We start from the raw sequence: 14,798 nt of genomic DNA, 5'->3' as shown, positions 1-14,798 counted from the left end.
GCAGCATGGGACAAAAGACAAATCCAATTGGAAATAGACTTGGTATCATCAGAGGATGGGACTCAAACTGGTATGGTGGAAATGATTACGGTGATAAACTTGCCGAAGATCACAAAATCAGAAAGTATATCCACGCTCGTTTATCAAAAGCTAGTGTATCAAAAGTAATCATCGAGAGAACTTTGAAACTTGTAACCGTTACTATCACTACTGCTAGACCTGGTATCATTATCGGAAAAGGTGGACAAGAGGTAGACAAGTTAAAAGAAGAACTTAAGAAAGTTACTGACAAAGAGGTTCAAATCAACATCTTTGAAATTAAAAGACCTGAGTTAGATGCTTATCTTGTGGCGACAAGCATCGCTCGTCAAATCGAAAGCCGTATTTCTTACAGACGTGCAATCAAAATGGCTATTGCTGCTTCTATGCGTATGAACGCTGAAGGTATCAAAGTTTTGATTTCTGGTCGTTTGAATGGTGCTGAGATGGCGCGTTCGGAAGGTTTCAAAGAAGGTAGAATTCCTCTATCAACTTTCAGAGCTGACATTGATTATGCACTTGCTGAAGCTCACACTACTTACGGTAGAATGGGGATCAAAGTGTGGATCATGAAAGGTGAAGTTTACGGTAAGAGAGAACTTTCTCCACTTGCTGGAATGGACAAAAAACAATCTGGTACAGGTGGTGGAAAAGGTGGAGATGCTCCTAGAGGCAAATCTAACTTTAACAAAGGTGGAAAACCAGACGCTCGTAAAAGAAAGTAAATTTTTAAACTAAAGAAAAATGTTACAGCCTAAAAGAACAAAATACCGTAAGGTACAAAAAGGTAGAATGAAAGGTAACTCTCAAAGAGGGCATGAACTTTCAAATGGAATGTTTGGTATTAAATCTGTACATGAAGATGGAATGTTCTTAACTTCTCGTCAAATCGAAGCTGCACGTATCGCTGCAACTCGTTACATGAAAAGAGAGGGACAATTATGGATTAAAATTTTCCCAGACAAACCTATTACTAAGAAACCTCTTGAAGTACGTATGGGTAAAGGTAAAGGAGCAGTTGAGTATTGGGCTGCTGTTGTTAAACCAGGAAGAATTATGTTTGAAGTTGGAGGAGTTCCATTGTCAGTTGCAAAAGAGGCTTTACGTCTTGCAGCTCAAAAACTTCCAGTAAAAACTAAGTTCGTCGTTGCTAGAGATTTCGAAGCATAATTTATATTTATTATGAAACAATCAGAAATAAAAGATCTTTCTGCAGCGGAGTTGCAAGAAAAGCTTAGTCAAACTAAGAAAGTATATGCTGACCTAAAAATGGCTCACGCAATCTCTCCAATTGCTAACCCACTTCAAATTAGAAGCGTTAGAAGAACAGTTGCAAGATTAGCTACAGAGTTAACTAAAAGAGAGTTACAATAATTGTATTCTGCTGAAAGATGGAAGAAAAAAGAAATTTAAGAAAAGAAAGAATAGGTGTTGTTACTTCAAATAAGATGGATAAATCTATCGTTATTTCGGAAGTAAGAAAAGTAAAACACCCATTATACGGTAAGTTCGTGTTGAAAACTAAGAAATATGTTGCACACGACGAAACAAACGACTGTAACATTGGAGATACTGTAAGAATTAGCGAAACGCGTCCTTTAAGTAAAACAAAATGTTGGAGATTAGTTGAAATCTTAGAAAGAGCTAAATAATTATGGTACAACAAGAATCAAGACTAAAAGTAGCAGATAACACGGGAGCTAAAGAAGTTTTAACTATTCGTGTTTTAGGAGGTACTAAAAGAAGATATGCCTCTGTTGGTGACAAAATTGTAGTTTCTATCAAAGATGCAACTCCAAACGGAAACGTGAAAAAAGGAGCTGTTTCAACTGCAGTTGTTGTGCGTACTAAAAAAGAAGTGAGAAGAGCTGATGGTTCTTATATCCGTTTCGATGACAATGCATGTGTTCTTTTGAACGCTGCAGGGGAAATGAGAGGAACTCGTGTTTTTGGTCCGGTAGCAAGAGAACTTCGTGAAAAACAATTCATGAAAATTGTATCATTAGCACCAGAAGTGCTTTAATTCGTTTTAAGATGATAAAGCTAAAAATAAAATCAGGAGATATCGTAAGAGTTATTGCTGGAGACCATAAAGGGGCTGAAGGTAAAGTTTTACGTGTTTACCGTGAAAAAAACAAAGCGATCGTTGAAGGTGTAAACATGGTTTCTAAACATACTAAACCAAGTGCTAAAAACCCTCAAGGTGGTATCGTTAAGAAAGAAGCTTCTATTCAAATTTCTAACATTGCTTTAATTGATCCTAAAACTAAGGAGACAACTAGAGTAGGTATTAGAGTAGAAGGAGATAAGAAAGTAAGATTTTCAAAAAAATCTAATCAAGTACTATAGTAATGGCATATACACCTAGACTAAAAGAAGAATATAAGAGTAGAGTAATCTCTGCTCTTAAAGAAGAGTTCGGATATACAAACGTGATGCAAGTTCCTAAACTTGAGAAAATCGTTTTGAGCCGTGGAGTTGGTGCAGCTGTATCTGATAAAAAACTTATTGACTATGCAGTTGATGAGTTAACAAAGATCACTGGACAAAAAGCAGTTTCTACAATCTCTAAGAAAGACGTTGCGTCTTTCAAATTGAGAAAAGGAATGCCTATTGGAGCAAAAGTTACTTTACGTGGAGAAAGAATGTATGAGTTTTTAGATAGACTTATCACTTCTGCTTTACCACGTGTTAGAGATTTTGGTGGTATTAAAGCTACTGGATTCGACGGAAGAGGTAACTACAATCTTGGAGTTTTAGAGCAAATCATTTTCCCAGAAATTGATATTGACAAAGTAAACAAAATTTCAGGAATGGATATTACTTTTGTTACTACTGCAAAAACAGACAAGGAAGCAAAGTCATTATTGGCTGAATTAGGATTACCTTTTAAAAAGAATTAAGACATGGCTAAAGAATCAATGAAAGCCCGCGAGGTGAAAAGAGAGAAAACGGTAGCTAAGTACGCTGAAAAGAGAAAAGCTTTATTAGAAGCTGGAGACTATGAAGGTTTACAAAGATTACCTAAAAATGCTTCACCAGTTCGTTTACACAACCGTTGTAAGTTAACAGGTAGACCTAGAGGTTACATCCGTCAATTCGGTATTTCACGTGTAACTTTCCGTGAAATGGCTAACAATGGATTAATTCCTGGTGTTAAAAAAGCATCTTGGTAATCTGGCAATAAGTTATTACTTTTGCAAACCAAAAAATAATTTTTAATTGATTAAAGGTTCGGGAGATGAGTATCTCCCGAAAACCATAATCGCAATCAAATACATATGTATACAGATCCTATTGCAGATTATTTGACTAGAGTTCGTAACGCTGTGGCTGCAAACCACAAAGTTGTTGAAATTCCAGCATCTAATCTTAAAAAAGAGATAACTAAGATCTTATTTGATCAAGGTTATATCTTAAGTTACAAATTTGAGCAGAACACAGTTCAAGGTTCTATCAAAATTGCTTTGAAGTATGATAAAGATACTAAAGAGCCTGTAATCAAAGATATCCAAAGAATTAGTAAACCTGGTTTACGTAAGTACGCAGGTGCTGCCAAATTACCTAGAATCCTTAACGGATTAGGAATTGCTATTGTTTCTACATCAAAAGGTTTGATGACAGGAAAACAAGCTAAGCAATTAAATGTAGGTGGTGAAGTAATTTGTTACGTATACTAATTTTAAACACTAGATAAAGATGTCAAGAATAGGTAAAAGCCCAATTGTAATCCCTGCTGGTGTAACTGTTGAAGTTAAAGACAGTATAATTACAGTAAAAGGAAAAAGAGGTCAACTAGTACAAGAGTTTTCGGACGTAAATGTAACTGTTGAAGGCGATCAAGTTTTAGTTGAAAGATCGTCTGATCATAAAGACCATAGAGCAAAACACGGATTATTTAGATCTTTGATCAATAATATGATTGTTGGTGTATCTGAAGGTTTCACAAAAGAACTAGAATTAGTTGGAGTAGGTTATAGAGCTTCAAACCAAGGTCAAAAATTAGATTTAGCTCTTGGATATTCTCACAATATTGTTTTAGAAATTGCTCCAGAAGTATCTTTAGAAACAGTATCTGAAAAAGGTAAGAACCCTATCGTAAAATTAACATCGTTTGATAAACAACTTTTAGGTCAAGTAGCTGCGAAAATTAGAGGTTTCCGTAAGCCTGAGCCATACAAAGGAAAAGGTGTTAAATTTGTGGGTGAAGTATTAAGAAGAAAAGCAGGTAAATCAGCTTAAAATATAAGATTATGTCATTAACAAAATCTGAAAGAAGACAGAGAATTAAATTCAGAATTAGAAAATCGGTTAGTGGTTCTGCTGCAAGACCTAGACTTTCTGTTTTTAGAAGTAATAAAGAAATTTACGCTCAAATTATTGATGATGTAAATGGAGTTACTATCTTAGCTGCATCTTCTAGAGAAAAAGAAATAGGAAAAGGTACTAACGTTGAAGTAGCTGCTGCTGTTGGAAAACTAGTTGCAGAGAAAGCGTTAAAAGCTGGGATTGATACCATCACTTTTGATAGAGGTGGATATTTATATCACGGGCGTATTAAATCATTAGCAGAAGGCGCAAGAGCCGCTGGACTTAAATTCTAATATATTATGTCTAAATACAAAAATGTAGAATTGGTAAAACCTAGTGGTCTTGAATTAAAAGATCGTCTAGTTAGTGTTAATCGTGTTACTAAAGTTACAAAAGGTGGTAGAGCTTTCGGTTTTTCTGCTATTGTAGTTGTAGGTGATGAAAATGGAGTAGTTGGTCATGGATTAGGAAAATCTAAAGACGTTTCTGAAGCAATTGCGAAAGCAGTAGAAGATGCTAAGAAAAATTTAGTTAGAATTCCTTTGAATGGACAATCTGTTCCTCACGAACAAAAAGGTAAATTTGGTGGTGCACGCGTATTCTTAATTCCAGCGTCTCATGGTACTGGAGTTATTGCTGGTGGAGCTGTTCGTTCAGTTCTTGAGTCAGTAGGTATTCACGATGTATTGTCTAAATCTCAAGGATCATCAAATCCACATAACGTAGTAAAAGCAACTTTTGATGCTTTATTGCAAATGAGAAGCGCTCATACTGTTGCAAAACAAAGAGGTGTTTCTTTAGAGAAAGTTTTTAAAGGTTAATTCAGGAAATTATGGCTAAATTATTAGTAAAACAAGTAAGAAGCAAAATCAACTGTCCTCTTTCTCAAAAGAGAGGGTTGGAAGCTTTAGGTCTACGTAAAATTGGACAAGTTGTGGAGCATGAGTCAAATCCTGCTATCCTTGGGATGATAAACAAAGTTAAACACTTAGTTTCTGTTGAAGAAGCTAAATAACAAATACTGTTATGAATTTAAGTAACTTACAACCTGCTGAGGGATCTACACACAATCAAAATAAAAGATTAGGTAGAGGAGAAGGTTCTGGAAAAGGTGGTACCGCTGCACGTGGACACAAAGGAGCAAAATCTCGTTCTGGTTATTCTAAAAAGATTGGTTTTGAAGGAGGGCAAATGCCACTTCAAAGACGTGTACCTAAGTTTGGTTTCAAAAACATCAATCGTAAAGAATACGAAGGTGTTAATTTAGATACTCTTCAATTATTAGTTGATAACGGTGCAATTACTGATTCTGTTTCTATGACAGAATTCGTAGCAAATCGTCTAGCTACTAAAAATGAAATCGTTAAGATTTTAGGTAGAGGAGAATTGAAAGCAAAATTAAAAGTAACTGCCCACAAATTTACTGCTACTGCAAAAGCTGCTATCGAAGCTGCTGGTGGAGAAGCTGTAACTATATAACTTATCTATTAAGATGAAGAAATTTATTGAATCAATAAGTAATGTTTGGAAAATCGAAGAACTAAAGAATAGAATCTTAATTACATTAGGATTGCTTTTAGTATATCGTTTTGGAGCACACGTTACGCTTCCTGGAATTGACGCAACGCAATTGACTGGTTTAGCGGGACAAACTAAAAATGGTCTAGGATCTATTCTAGACATGTTCACCGGGGGTGCTTTCTCTAAGGCTTCAGTTTTTGCCTTAGGTATCATGCCTTATATTTCTGCGTCTATTGTTGTTCAGTTGATGGGGATTGCGATTCCATATTTACAAAAACTTCAAAATGATGGGGAAAGTGGTAGAAAAAAGATTAATCAAATCACTCGTTGGTTGACAATCGCTATCACATTGGTTCAAGGTCCAACTTATATCTATAATTTATACAGAACATTGCCTAGTAATGCATTTTTGCTAGGCTTTAATTCTCCTGAATTTTTGTTCTCGTCTGTTATCATTTTAGTTACTGGTACAATTTTTGCTATGTGGCTGGGTGAGAAAATTACAGATAAAGGTATTGGAAATGGTATTTCATTGTTAATTATGGTTGGTATTTTAGCTCGTTTACCGCAAGCTTTTATCCAAGAGTTTACAACTCGTGTTACCAATAACAATGGAGGTCCAATGTTATTAGTTATTGAAATTATTGTGTGGTTATTAGTTATCATTTCTTGTGTATTGCTTACAATGGCAGTGCGTAGAATCCCTGTTCAGTATGCTCGTCGTACAACTACAGGAGATTACGAGCAAGATTTGGCAGGAGGTAATAGACAATGGATTCCTCTAAAGCTTAATGCTTCTGGAGTTATGCCAATTATTTTTGCTCAGGCAATTATGTTTATTCCTGCGGCTGTAGCTGGATTGTCTAAATCAGATACATCACAATCTATTGTTGGTGCATTTAGTAATATGTTTGGTTTCTGGTATAATTTTGTTTTTGCAACTTTAATTATTGTATTTACATTCTTTTATACTGCGATCACTGTACCTACTAACAAAATGGCTGATGATTTGAAGAGAAGCGGCGGTTTTATTCCTGGAGTTCGTCCTGGAGCAGAAACTTCTGATTTCCTTGATAAAGTGATGTCTTTAATAACTTTCCCAGGATCTTTATTCCTTGCTTTGATTGCTGTGTTCCCAGCTATTGTTGTAAGTATTATGGATGTACAACAATCTTGGGCGATGTTTTTTGGAGGTACCTCATTAATAATTATGGTTGGTGTTGCAATAGATACTATTCAACAAATCAATTCATACTTGTTAAACAAACATTATGATGGTTTAATGAAGACTGGTAAAAATAGAAAAGCGGTAGCTTAATATATTTATGGCAAAACAATCAGCAATAGAACAAGACGGATCAATCATTGAAGCATTATCAAATGCGATGTTCCGTGTAGAGTTAGAAAATGGACATATTGTAATTGCTCATATTTCTGGTAAAATGCGAATGCATTACATCAAATTATTACCTGGTGATAAAGTGAAACTAGAAATGAGTCCTTACGATTTGTCAAAAGCAAGAATTACTTATCGATATTAAAGGATATTCACTATGAAAGTTAGAGCATCAGTAAAAAAGAGAAGTGCCGAGTGCATTATCGTGCGTAGAAAAGGGAGACTGTACGTAATAAACAAAAAGAATCCTAGATTTAAACAAAGACAAGGATAATTATGGCAAGAATAGCAGGGGTAGATATCCCAAAAAACAAAAGAGGTGTTATTGCACTTACCCACATCTTCGGATTAGGAAAAAGTAGAGCTATCGAGATTTTGGAAAAAGCTCAAGTTAGCCAAGATAAAAAAGTTCAAGATTGGAATGATGATGAAATCGGAGCAATTCGTGAAGCTGTTTCATTTTACAAAATTGAAGGAGAATTACGTTCTGAAATTTCTTTAAACATTAAACGTTTAATGGATATCGGATGTTACAGAGGTATTCGTCATAGATCTGGTCTTCCATTAAGAGGACAAAGAACTAAAAACAACTCAAGAACAAGAAAAGGTAAAAGAAAAACTGTTGCTAACAAGAAAAAAGCAACTAAATAATAAGTAATATGGCTAAAGCAACTGCAAAAAAACGTAAAGTTATCGTTGAATCAACGGGTGAGGCTCATATTTCTGCCACTTTTAATAACATTATTATTTCTTTGACTAATAAGAAAGGTGAAGTTATCTCTTGGTCTTCAGCTGGTAAAATGGGTTTCAGAGGTTCTAAAAAGAACACTCCTTATGCAGCTCAAATGGCAGCAGAAGATTGCGCTAAAGTAGCACTTGAGGCAGGACTTAAAAAAGTGAAAGTTTATGTAAAAGGACCAGGTAACGGACGTGAGTCTGCTATCCGTTCTATTCATAACGGTGGAATTGAAGTTACAGAAATTATTGATGTTACTCCAATGCCTCACAACGGATGTCGTCCTCCGAAAAGACGTAGAGTTTAATTTTTTATTTTTATAGTATAAACAAGGTAGAACATAGATTATCGAAGGATTAGACCTGAATTCATAATTTCTACCTTAAATTTTTTTTAAAATGGCAAGATATACTGGTCCTAAAACCAAAATCGCTCGTAAATTTGGCGAGGCAATCTTCGGAGATGATAAATCTTTCGAAAAAAGAAATTACCCACCTGGACAACACGGGATGGCTAAAAAAAGAGGAAAAAAATCTGAGTACGCTGTTCAGTTAATGGAAAAGCAAAAAGCTAAATATTCTTATGGAATTTTAGAAAAACAATTCAGAAATTTATTCGAAAAAGCATCAGCGACTAAAGGAGTAACTGGTGAAGTTTTATTACAATTATGCGAAGCAAGATTAGATAATGTTGTTTTTAGAATGGGAATTGCTCCATCTAGAAGAGGTGCGCGTCAAATCGTTTCTCACAGACACGTTACTGTAAATGGAGAGGTTGTTAATATTCCTTCTTACCACCTTAAGCCTGGTGATAAAGTTGCAGTTCGTGAAAAATCTAAATCTTTAGAAGCTATCGAACGTTCTTTATCAAATTCAAGTCATGTTTATGAATGGATTACTTGGAACAATGATCTTAAAGAAGGAACTTTCGTTTCTGTACCTGCGAGACTTCAAATTCCAGAAAACATTAAAGAACAATTAATCGTAGAGTTGTACAACAAATAATAATTGACTTAGTCGAAATTTATGGCAATATTTAATTTTCAAAAGCCCGATAAAGTTATCATGATCGATTCAACCGATTTTGAAGGTAAATTTGAGTTTAGACCTTTAGAACCTGGTTACGGATTGACAGTTGGTAATGCACTTAGAAGAGTTTTGCTTTCAGCGTTAGAAGGTTATGCAATTACATCTGTTCGTATCGAAGGTGTAGATCATGAGTTTTCTACTATTTCAGGTGTTGTTGAGGATGTTACCGAAATTATCCTTAATCTTAAACAAGTACGTTTCAAACGTCAGATTGAAGATATCGATAATGAATCAGTTACTATTTCTGTTTCTGGTAAAGATCAATTAACAGCAGGTGATTTTCAAAAATTTATCTCAGGTTTTCAAGTTTTGAATCCAGACCTTGTTATCTGTAATTTAGATTCTAAAATCAAATTGAACTTCGATTTAACAATCGAGAAAGGTAGAGGATACGTTCCTGCTGAAGAGAACAAAAAACAGAATGCTGCAATTGGAACAATTTTTACAGATTCTATTTTTACTCCGGTAAAAAATGTAAAATATGCAATCGAAAATTTCCGTGTAGAGCAAAAAACAGATTACGAAAAATTAGTTTTTGAAATTAAAACTGATGGATCTATTAATCCAAAAGATGCTCTTACTGAAGCTGCTAAAGTTTTAATTCACCATTTCATGTTGTTTTCTGATGAAAGAATTACACTTGAGGCTGACGAAATTGCACAAACAGAATCGTATGATGAAGAGTCATTGCATATGAGACAATTGCTTAAAACTAAGCTTGTTGATATGGATTTATCTGTGAGAGCATTAAATTGCTTGAAAGCGGCTGAAGTTGATACACTTGGTGATTTAGTATCGTTCAATAAAAATGACCTAATGAAATTCCGTAATTTTGGTAAAAAATCTTTAACTGAACTTGATGAACTTGTTGCAGTGAAGAATTTAACTTTTGGAATGGATTTAGCTAAATACAAATTAGATAAAGAATAATTTACTTCATATTTTGCTCTCCATAGTGGATTGTAGCAAGATGAAGATAAAAAAAACACGTCATGAGACACGGAAAAAAATTCAACCACTTAAGCAGACAGACTGGACATAGAAAAGCTATGTTGGCTAATATGGCTTGTTCTCTTATTGAGCACAAACGTATTAACACTACTGTTGCTAAAGCTAAAGCGCTTAAACAATTCGTTGAGCCTTTAATCACTAAATCAAAAGAAGATACGACTCATAATCGTCGTATTGTTTTTGCTTACCTACGTAGCAAATATGCTGTAACTGACTTGTTCAGAGATGTGGCTGCTAAAGTTGGAGACCGTCCAGGTGGATACACTCGTATCATTAAAGTTGGAAATCGTTTGGGAGATAATGCTGATATGGCAATGATCGAACTTGTAGATTTTAATGAACTTTACAACGGAGGTAAAAAAGAAGTTAAAAAAGCGAAAAGCCGTCGTGGTGGTAAAGCTAAAAAAGCTGAAACTGCTGCTCCAGAAGCTCCTGCTGCTGAAACAGAAACGACTACTGAAGCTTCTGAATAATTATGAAAGTAATCATTCTATAGAGATCAAGGATAAACTAATTTTTAGTTTATCCTTTTTTTTTGATTTTTTTGAAACCGTAAAAATGTAACTTATTTAAAATGATAGGTTTTATTTTTACCGATGAAAGTTTTAAAAAATCTTGGAGGGGCTATTTTAAAGAAGTAAATTTGCAAAATTCTAATTACACTTAAAACCTATATTTTGGTTTTATAACTTGATTAAAAAACAATACAAATTAAATAATGAAATACACAACACGACAAAGCGCCATTTTATTACTTAGTGACGGAACAATCTTTCACGGAAAATCTATCGGGATTAGCGGTAAAACTTTTGGTGAAGTTTGTTTTAACACAGGGATGACTGGGTATCAGGAAATTTTTACTGATCCTTCTTATTTTGGGCAAATAATGGTTGCTACAAATACACATATCGGAAACTATGGTGTTAATGATTCTGAAGTTGAATCTGATAGTATTAAAATTGCCGGTTTAGTTTGTAAAAACTTTAGTTTTAATTATTCTAGAGAAAATGCTTCGGGAAGTTTAGAGGATTATTTTGCTAAACAAAATTTAATCTGTATTTCTGATGTTGATACGCGTGCACTTGTAAGCTACATTCGAGATAATGGTGCTATGAATGCAGTAATTTGTACAGATGGAACTTCAATCGAGGATTTGAAAAAAGAGTTGGCTAATGTTCCTAATATGGAAGGTTTGGAATTGGCTTCTAAAGTTTCAACTAAAGAACCATATTTCTTTGGCGACGAAAATGCTACTTATAAAATATCAGCTTTAGATCTTGGAATTAAAAAGAATATTTTAAGAAATCTTGCTAAGAGAGATTGCTACATTAAAGTTTTTCCGTACAACTCAACTTATGAGGATTTAAATTCGTTTAATCCAGATGGGTTTTTCTTGTCAAATGGACCTGGGGATCCAGATCCTTTATTTGGTGCGATAGAAGTAGCAAAGAAAATTCTTGCTGAAGATAGACCTTTATTCGGGATCTGTTTGGGGCATCAAGTAATTGGTTTGGCTAATGGAGTTGAAACTTATAAGATGTTTAATGGACACCGAGGGATTAACCACCCAGTAAAAAATCTTATTACAGGTAAAGGTGAAATAACATCTCAAAACCACGGTTTTGCTGTTAAGAGAGAGCAATTGGAAAATCATCCAGAATTACAAATTACTCATGTTCACTTGAATGATGGTACTGTGGCAGGAATGAGGATGAAGAATAAAAATTGTTTCTCAGTTCAGTATCACCCAGAAGCTAGTCCAGGACCACACGATTCGTCATATTTGTTTGACCAATTTGTAGAGAATATTAAAAGCGACAAAGCCTAAAACGATGTAGTTAATAAATAAAGGTGTTTAATGACTACAATGCGTTTATAGTATTAAATATTTTTATAATTTCGAAAAAAAAATATAATTTATTAATAAAAAACAAAAATAATGAGTATTATAATTAAAGTTCACGCAAGACAAATTCTTGATTCTAGAGGTAATCCTACTATTGAAGTAGATGTAGTAACTGAAAATGGAGTTTTAGGTAGAGCTGCTGTTCCATCTGGAGCATCAACTGGAGAACACGAAGCTGTTGAATTACGTGATGGAGGTAAAGCTTATCTAGGTAAAGGTGTTTTGAATGCAGTGAACAATGTAAATACTGTTATTGCTGAAGAATTAGTGGGAACTTCTGTTTTCGAACAAAACACAATTGACCAATTAATGATTGATTTAGATGGAACTCCAAATAAATCTAAATTAGGAGCTAATGCTATTTTAGGAGTTTCTTTAGCTGCGGCAAAAGCTGCTGCTAATGAACTTGGATTGCCATTATACAGATACGTAGGTGGTGTTTCTGCTAATACGTTACCAGTTCCAATGATGAACATCATCAACGGTGGTTCTCACTCTGATGCGCCTATCGCGTTCCAAGAGTTTATGATTTTCCCAGTAAAAGCAACTTCTTTTACGCATTCTATGCAAATGGGAACTGAAATTTTCCACAGTTTGAAGAAAGTTTTACACGATAGAGGTTTGAGTACTGCTGTAGGTGACGAAGGTGGTTTTGCTCCAAACTTAGCTGGTGGTACTGAAGACGCGTTAGATACAATTAAATTAGCTGTTGAAAAAGCAGGTTATTCTTTCGGTGACGAAATTATGATTGCTCTTGACTGTGCTGCTTCTGAGTTTTATGTAAACGGTAAATACGATTATACTAAATTTGAAGGTGAAACTGGAAAAATCAGAACTTCTGAAGAGCAGGCTGATTACTTAGCTGAACTTGCTGCTAAATATCCAATTATTTCTATCGAAGATGGTATGTATGAAGATGATTGGAATGGATGGAAATATTTGACTGAAAAAATTGGTGACAAAGTGCAATTAGTAGGTGATGATTTGTTTGTTACTAATGTTGAGCGTTTGTCTACAGGAATCCAAAAAGGAATTGCTAACTCTATCTTGGTAAAAGTAAACCAAATTGGAACTTTAACTGAAACTATTGCAGCTGTAAACATGGCGAAAAATGCTGGTTACACATCTGTAATGTCTCACCGTTCTGGAGAAACTGAAGATAACACAATTGCTGACTTAGCTGTTGCTTTAAACTGTGGTCAAATTAAAACTGGTTCTGCTTCTCGTTCAGATCGTATGGCAAAATACAATCAATTATTAAGAATTGAAGAAGAATTAGGAAGCACTGCTTATTTCCCTGGTTTAAATGCTTTCAAGATTAAATAATCATAAGAGATATATTAAGATAAACCATTCATTTTTTAATGAATGGTTTTTTTTTGGAGTTTTAACAAATTCATAGCAGTATTCTTTTTTTAATTAGTCTTAAATTCATTAGATTTGATAAATTATTATTTAAAGAATTATTTCCAGTATATTATGTCAAAAATAGCTACATTAGAAATAGATGGTAAAAAGATTGAGCTTCCAGTAATCACAGGAAGCGAAAACGAATCAGCTATCGATATTAACAAATTACGTGATTTAACAGGTTTTATAACACTTGATCCTGGTTATAAAAATTCAGGGTCTTGTACAAGCGAAATCACTTTCCTAGACGGAGAAGAAGGAATTTTACGTTACAGAGGATACTCAATCGAAGATCTTGCAGAAAAAGCTAATTTCTTAGAAGTATCTTATCTTTTGATTTTTGGTGAATTGCCTACAGCTTCACAATTAGAAGATTTTGAAAATGGTATCAAAAAGCATTCTTTGGTAAACGAAGAAATGAAAAATATCATTGACGGTTTTCCTAAAACGGCTCACCCAATGGGAGTGTTATCTGCTTTAACTAGTGCTTTAACAGCATTTAACCCTAAAGCAGTTAATGTTGATAATGAAAAAGAAATGTACGAGGCTATTTGTAAAACAATGGCAAAGTTTCTTGTAATTGCTACATGGACTTATAGAAAATCTATGGGTTATCCTTTAAACTACTACGATAATACAAAAGGATATGTAGAAAGCTTTATGCAATTAATGTTTAAATTGCCTACTGGTCCTTATGCTGCAAATCCAGTAATCGTAAATGCTTTAGATAAATTATTTATTCTTCACGCAGATCATGAACAAAACTGTTCTACATCTACTGTTAGAATGGTAGGTTCTTCTCACGCAGGTTTATTTGCTTCGGTATCTGCAGGAGTTTCAGCTTTATGGGGGCCACTTCACGGTGGAGCAAACCAAGCTGTACTTGAAATGCTTGAAGAAATTAATAAAGATGGCGGAGATACAGATAAATTCTTAGCAAAAGCAAAAGACAAAAATGATCCTTTCCGTTTAATGGGATTCGGACACAGAGTTTACAAAAACTTTGATCCAAGAGCTAAAATTATCAAAAAAGCAGCAACAGAAGTATTAGAGACTTTAGGTGTTGAAGATCCGATTTTAGATATCGCAAGAAAATTAGAAAAAGCTGCACTTGAAGACGAATACTTCAAAGCAAGAAACTTATATCCAAACGTTGATTTCTACTCTGGAATTATCTACAGAGCTTTAGGAATTCCAACTGATATGTTTACTGTTATGTTTGCAATTGGAAGACTGCCTGGTTGGATTGCGCAATGGAAAGAAATGCGTGAAAACAAAGAACCAATTGGAAGACCAAGACAAATTTATACAGGACATCCTTTACGAGAGTTTAAGTCTAATAAATAAAAAACGAAAGCTTCACTTAACTGTGAAGCTTTT

Annotated in this window: 25 protein-coding genes; all 25 read left to right on the top strand. The window is 34.4% G+C overall.

Annotation, left to right across the window (positions count from 1 at the left end; all coding sequences use genetic code 11):
- Positions 1-5: 5 nt before the first annotated feature.
- Positions 6-764 (top strand): 30S ribosomal protein S3, encoded by a 759-nt coding sequence (gene rpsC, locus BSF41_RS21255; RefSeq protein ID WP_008464292.1) that lies wholly within the window; start codon positions 6-8, stop codon positions 762-764.
- A 19-nt stretch (positions 765-783) separates the two neighbouring features.
- Positions 784-1,209 (top strand): 50S ribosomal protein L16, encoded by a 426-nt coding sequence (gene rplP, locus BSF41_RS21250; RefSeq protein WP_008464295.1) that lies wholly within the window; start codon positions 784-786, stop codon positions 1,207-1,209.
- 12 nt (positions 1,210-1,221) lie between these two features.
- Positions 1,222-1,413 (top strand): 50S ribosomal protein L29, encoded by a 192-nt coding sequence (gene rpmC, locus BSF41_RS21245; RefSeq protein WP_008464297.1) that lies wholly within the window; start codon positions 1,222-1,224, stop codon positions 1,411-1,413.
- Between the two features lie 17 nt (positions 1,414-1,430).
- The gene (gene rpsQ, locus BSF41_RS21240) at positions 1,431-1,691 is read left to right on the top strand and encodes a 30S ribosomal protein S17 (RefSeq protein ID WP_012022485.1); all 261 of its coding nucleotides are present in this window, start codon (positions 1,431-1,433) and stop codon (positions 1,689-1,691) included.
- Between the two features lie 2 nt (positions 1,692-1,693).
- Complete coding sequence (gene rplN, locus BSF41_RS21235; RefSeq protein WP_007803649.1) at positions 1,694-2,062, top strand: 50S ribosomal protein L14; 369 nt, start codon at positions 1,694-1,696, stop codon at positions 2,060-2,062.
- A gap of 11 nt (positions 2,063-2,073) precedes the next feature.
- Positions 2,074-2,388, top strand: coding sequence for a 50S ribosomal protein L24 (gene rplX, locus BSF41_RS21230; RefSeq protein WP_026727873.1), 315 nt, complete (start codon positions 2,074-2,076; stop codon positions 2,386-2,388).
- 2 nt (positions 2,389-2,390) lie between these two features.
- Positions 2,391-2,942: a 50S ribosomal protein L5 gene (gene rplE / locus BSF41_RS21225; protein ID WP_012022484.1), complete on the top strand. Its 552-nt coding sequence runs from the start codon at positions 2,391-2,393 to the stop codon at positions 2,940-2,942.
- 3 nt (positions 2,943-2,945) lie between these two features.
- The gene (gene rpsN / locus BSF41_RS21220) at positions 2,946-3,215 is read left to right on the top strand and encodes a 30S ribosomal protein S14 (RefSeq protein ID WP_008464305.1); all 270 of its coding nucleotides are present in this window, start codon (positions 2,946-2,948) and stop codon (positions 3,213-3,215) included.
- 105 nt (positions 3,216-3,320) lie between these two features.
- Positions 3,321-3,719 carry a 30S ribosomal protein S8 gene (rpsH, locus tag BSF41_RS21215; protein ID WP_008464306.1) on the top strand — a complete coding sequence of 133 codons (399 nt, stop codon included), beginning with the start codon at positions 3,321-3,323 and terminating at the stop codon, positions 3,717-3,719.
- Positions 3,720-3,738: 19 nt separating this feature from the next.
- A complete protein-coding gene (gene rplF / locus BSF41_RS21210; protein ID WP_095931497.1) occupies positions 3,739-4,281 on the top strand; it encodes a 50S ribosomal protein L6 in 543 nt (180 codons plus the stop codon).
- A gap of 11 nt (positions 4,282-4,292) precedes the next feature.
- Positions 4,293-4,643, top strand: a complete 351-nt coding sequence (rplR, locus tag BSF41_RS21205; protein WP_035650451.1) for a 50S ribosomal protein L18 — start codon at positions 4,293-4,295, stop codon at positions 4,641-4,643.
- A gap of 3 nt (positions 4,644-4,646) precedes the next feature.
- A complete protein-coding gene (gene rpsE / locus BSF41_RS21200) occupies positions 4,647-5,171 on the top strand; it encodes a 30S ribosomal protein S5 (RefSeq protein WP_085949269.1) in 525 nt (174 codons plus the stop codon).
- Positions 5,172-5,182: 11 nt separating this feature from the next.
- Positions 5,183-5,365 carry a 50S ribosomal protein L30 gene (gene rpmD / locus BSF41_RS21195; protein WP_008464315.1) on the top strand — a complete coding sequence of 61 codons (183 nt, stop codon included), beginning with the start codon at positions 5,183-5,185 and terminating at the stop codon, positions 5,363-5,365.
- An 11-nt stretch (positions 5,366-5,376) separates the two neighbouring features.
- Positions 5,377-5,829 (top strand): 50S ribosomal protein L15, encoded by a 453-nt coding sequence (gene rplO, locus BSF41_RS21190; RefSeq protein WP_095931496.1) that lies wholly within the window; start codon positions 5,377-5,379, stop codon positions 5,827-5,829.
- A gap of 13 nt (positions 5,830-5,842) precedes the next feature.
- Positions 5,843-7,189 carry a preprotein translocase subunit SecY gene (gene secY, locus BSF41_RS21185; RefSeq protein ID WP_007803669.1) on the top strand — a complete coding sequence of 449 codons (1,347 nt, stop codon included), beginning with the start codon at positions 5,843-5,845 and terminating at the stop codon, positions 7,187-7,189.
- A 7-nt stretch (positions 7,190-7,196) separates the two neighbouring features.
- Positions 7,197-7,412, top strand: a complete 216-nt coding sequence (infA, locus tag BSF41_RS21180) for a translation initiation factor IF-1 (protein ID WP_007136545.1) — start codon at positions 7,197-7,199, stop codon at positions 7,410-7,412.
- 12 nt (positions 7,413-7,424) lie between these two features.
- The gene (gene ykgO / locus BSF41_RS21175) at positions 7,425-7,541 is read left to right on the top strand and encodes a type B 50S ribosomal protein L36 (protein WP_002987490.1); all 117 of its coding nucleotides are present in this window, start codon (positions 7,425-7,427) and stop codon (positions 7,539-7,541) included.
- 2 nt (positions 7,542-7,543) lie between these two features.
- Positions 7,544-7,918 carry a 30S ribosomal protein S13 gene (gene rpsM, locus BSF41_RS21170; RefSeq protein WP_095931495.1) on the top strand — a complete coding sequence of 125 codons (375 nt, stop codon included), beginning with the start codon at positions 7,544-7,546 and terminating at the stop codon, positions 7,916-7,918.
- A gap of 8 nt (positions 7,919-7,926) precedes the next feature.
- A complete protein-coding gene (rpsK, locus tag BSF41_RS21165) occupies positions 7,927-8,310 on the top strand; it encodes a 30S ribosomal protein S11 (protein WP_026727866.1) in 384 nt (127 codons plus the stop codon).
- 91 nt (positions 8,311-8,401) lie between these two features.
- Positions 8,402-9,007: a 30S ribosomal protein S4 gene (gene rpsD / locus BSF41_RS21160; protein WP_095931494.1), complete on the top strand. Its 606-nt coding sequence runs from the start codon at positions 8,402-8,404 to the stop codon at positions 9,005-9,007.
- A 21-nt stretch (positions 9,008-9,028) separates the two neighbouring features.
- On the top strand, positions 9,029-10,021 hold the full coding sequence (locus tag BSF41_RS21155) for a DNA-directed RNA polymerase subunit alpha (protein WP_008464329.1): 993 nt from the start codon (positions 9,029-9,031) through the stop codon (positions 10,019-10,021).
- A 62-nt stretch (positions 10,022-10,083) separates the two neighbouring features.
- Positions 10,084-10,575, top strand: coding sequence for a 50S ribosomal protein L17 (rplQ, locus tag BSF41_RS21150; RefSeq protein WP_095931493.1), 492 nt, complete (start codon positions 10,084-10,086; stop codon positions 10,573-10,575).
- A 245-nt stretch (positions 10,576-10,820) separates the two neighbouring features.
- Positions 10,821-11,930 (top strand): glutamine-hydrolyzing carbamoyl-phosphate synthase small subunit, encoded by a 1,110-nt coding sequence (carA, locus tag BSF41_RS21145; protein WP_095931492.1) that lies wholly within the window; start codon positions 10,821-10,823, stop codon positions 11,928-11,930.
- Positions 11,931-12,041: 111 nt separating this feature from the next.
- Positions 12,042-13,334 carry a phosphopyruvate hydratase gene (gene eno / locus BSF41_RS21140; protein ID WP_095931491.1) on the top strand — a complete coding sequence of 431 codons (1,293 nt, stop codon included), beginning with the start codon at positions 12,042-12,044 and terminating at the stop codon, positions 13,332-13,334.
- 153 nt (positions 13,335-13,487) lie between these two features.
- Positions 13,488-14,765 (top strand): citrate synthase, encoded by a 1,278-nt coding sequence (locus BSF41_RS21135; protein ID WP_095931490.1) that lies wholly within the window; start codon positions 13,488-13,490, stop codon positions 14,763-14,765.
- The last annotated feature ends 33 nt before the right edge of the window (positions 14,766-14,798 follow it).

It is taken from the genome of Flavobacterium sp. ACN2 (assembly GCF_002303885.1).
Classification (GTDB): domain Bacteria; phylum Bacteroidota; class Bacteroidia; order Flavobacteriales; family Flavobacteriaceae; genus Flavobacterium.
Note: the sequence above shows the minus strand (reverse complement) of the source record. Positions and strands in the feature narration are given on the sequence as shown.

Bases quoted from the DNA above. Each gene is read 5' to 3' on its own strand.
- rplP (WP_008464295.1), top strand. From the start codon at position 784: ATGTTACAGCCTAAAAGAACAAAATACCGTAAGGTACAAAAAGGTAGA.
- ykgO (WP_002987490.1), top strand. From the start codon at position 7,425: ATGAAAGTTAGAGCATCAGTAAAAAAGAGAAGTGCCGAGTGCATTATC.
- rpsN (WP_008464305.1), top strand. From the start codon at position 2,946: ATGGCTAAAGAATCAATGAAAGCCCGCGAGGTGAAAAGAGAGAAAACG.
- rpmD (WP_008464315.1), top strand. From the start codon at position 5,183: ATGGCTAAATTATTAGTAAAACAAGTAAGAAGCAAAATCAACTGTCCT.
- BSF41_RS21135 (WP_095931490.1), top strand. From the start codon at position 13,488: ATGTCAAAAATAGCTACATTAGAAATAGATGGTAAAAAGATTGAGCTT.
- rplO (WP_095931496.1), top strand. From the start codon at position 5,377: ATGAATTTAAGTAACTTACAACCTGCTGAGGGATCTACACACAATCAA.
- rpsK (WP_026727866.1), top strand. From the start codon at position 7,927: ATGGCTAAAGCAACTGCAAAAAAACGTAAAGTTATCGTTGAATCAACG.
- rplE (WP_012022484.1), top strand. From the start codon at position 2,391: ATGGCATATACACCTAGACTAAAAGAAGAATATAAGAGTAGAGTAATC.
- rplF (WP_095931497.1), top strand. From the start codon at position 3,739: ATGTCAAGAATAGGTAAAAGCCCAATTGTAATCCCTGCTGGTGTAACT.
- rpsC (WP_008464292.1), top strand. From the start codon at position 6: ATGGGACAAAAGACAAATCCAATTGGAAATAGACTTGGTATCATCAGA.
- rplR (WP_035650451.1), top strand. From the start codon at position 4,293: ATGTCATTAACAAAATCTGAAAGAAGACAGAGAATTAAATTCAGAATT.
- rpsM (WP_095931495.1), top strand. From the start codon at position 7,544: ATGGCAAGAATAGCAGGGGTAGATATCCCAAAAAACAAAAGAGGTGTT.
- rplN (WP_007803649.1), top strand. From the start codon at position 1,694: ATGGTACAACAAGAATCAAGACTAAAAGTAGCAGATAACACGGGAGCT.
- rplQ (WP_095931493.1), top strand. From the start codon at position 10,084: ATGAGACACGGAAAAAAATTCAACCACTTAAGCAGACAGACTGGACAT.
- carA (WP_095931492.1), top strand. From the start codon at position 10,821: ATGAAATACACAACACGACAAAGCGCCATTTTATTACTTAGTGACGGA.
- rpmC (WP_008464297.1), top strand. From the start codon at position 1,222: ATGAAACAATCAGAAATAAAAGATCTTTCTGCAGCGGAGTTGCAAGAA.
- secY (WP_007803669.1), top strand. From the start codon at position 5,843: ATGAAGAAATTTATTGAATCAATAAGTAATGTTTGGAAAATCGAAGAA.
- infA (WP_007136545.1), top strand. From the start codon at position 7,197: ATGGCAAAACAATCAGCAATAGAACAAGACGGATCAATCATTGAAGCA.
- rpsQ (WP_012022485.1), top strand. From the start codon at position 1,431: ATGGAAGAAAAAAGAAATTTAAGAAAAGAAAGAATAGGTGTTGTTACT.
- eno (WP_095931491.1), top strand. From the start codon at position 12,042: ATGAGTATTATAATTAAAGTTCACGCAAGACAAATTCTTGATTCTAGA.
- rpsD (WP_095931494.1), top strand. From the start codon at position 8,402: ATGGCAAGATATACTGGTCCTAAAACCAAAATCGCTCGTAAATTTGGC.
- BSF41_RS21155 (WP_008464329.1), top strand. From the start codon at position 9,029: ATGGCAATATTTAATTTTCAAAAGCCCGATAAAGTTATCATGATCGAT.
- rpsH (WP_008464306.1), top strand. From the start codon at position 3,321: ATGTATACAGATCCTATTGCAGATTATTTGACTAGAGTTCGTAACGCT.
- rplX (WP_026727873.1), top strand. From the start codon at position 2,074: ATGATAAAGCTAAAAATAAAATCAGGAGATATCGTAAGAGTTATTGCT.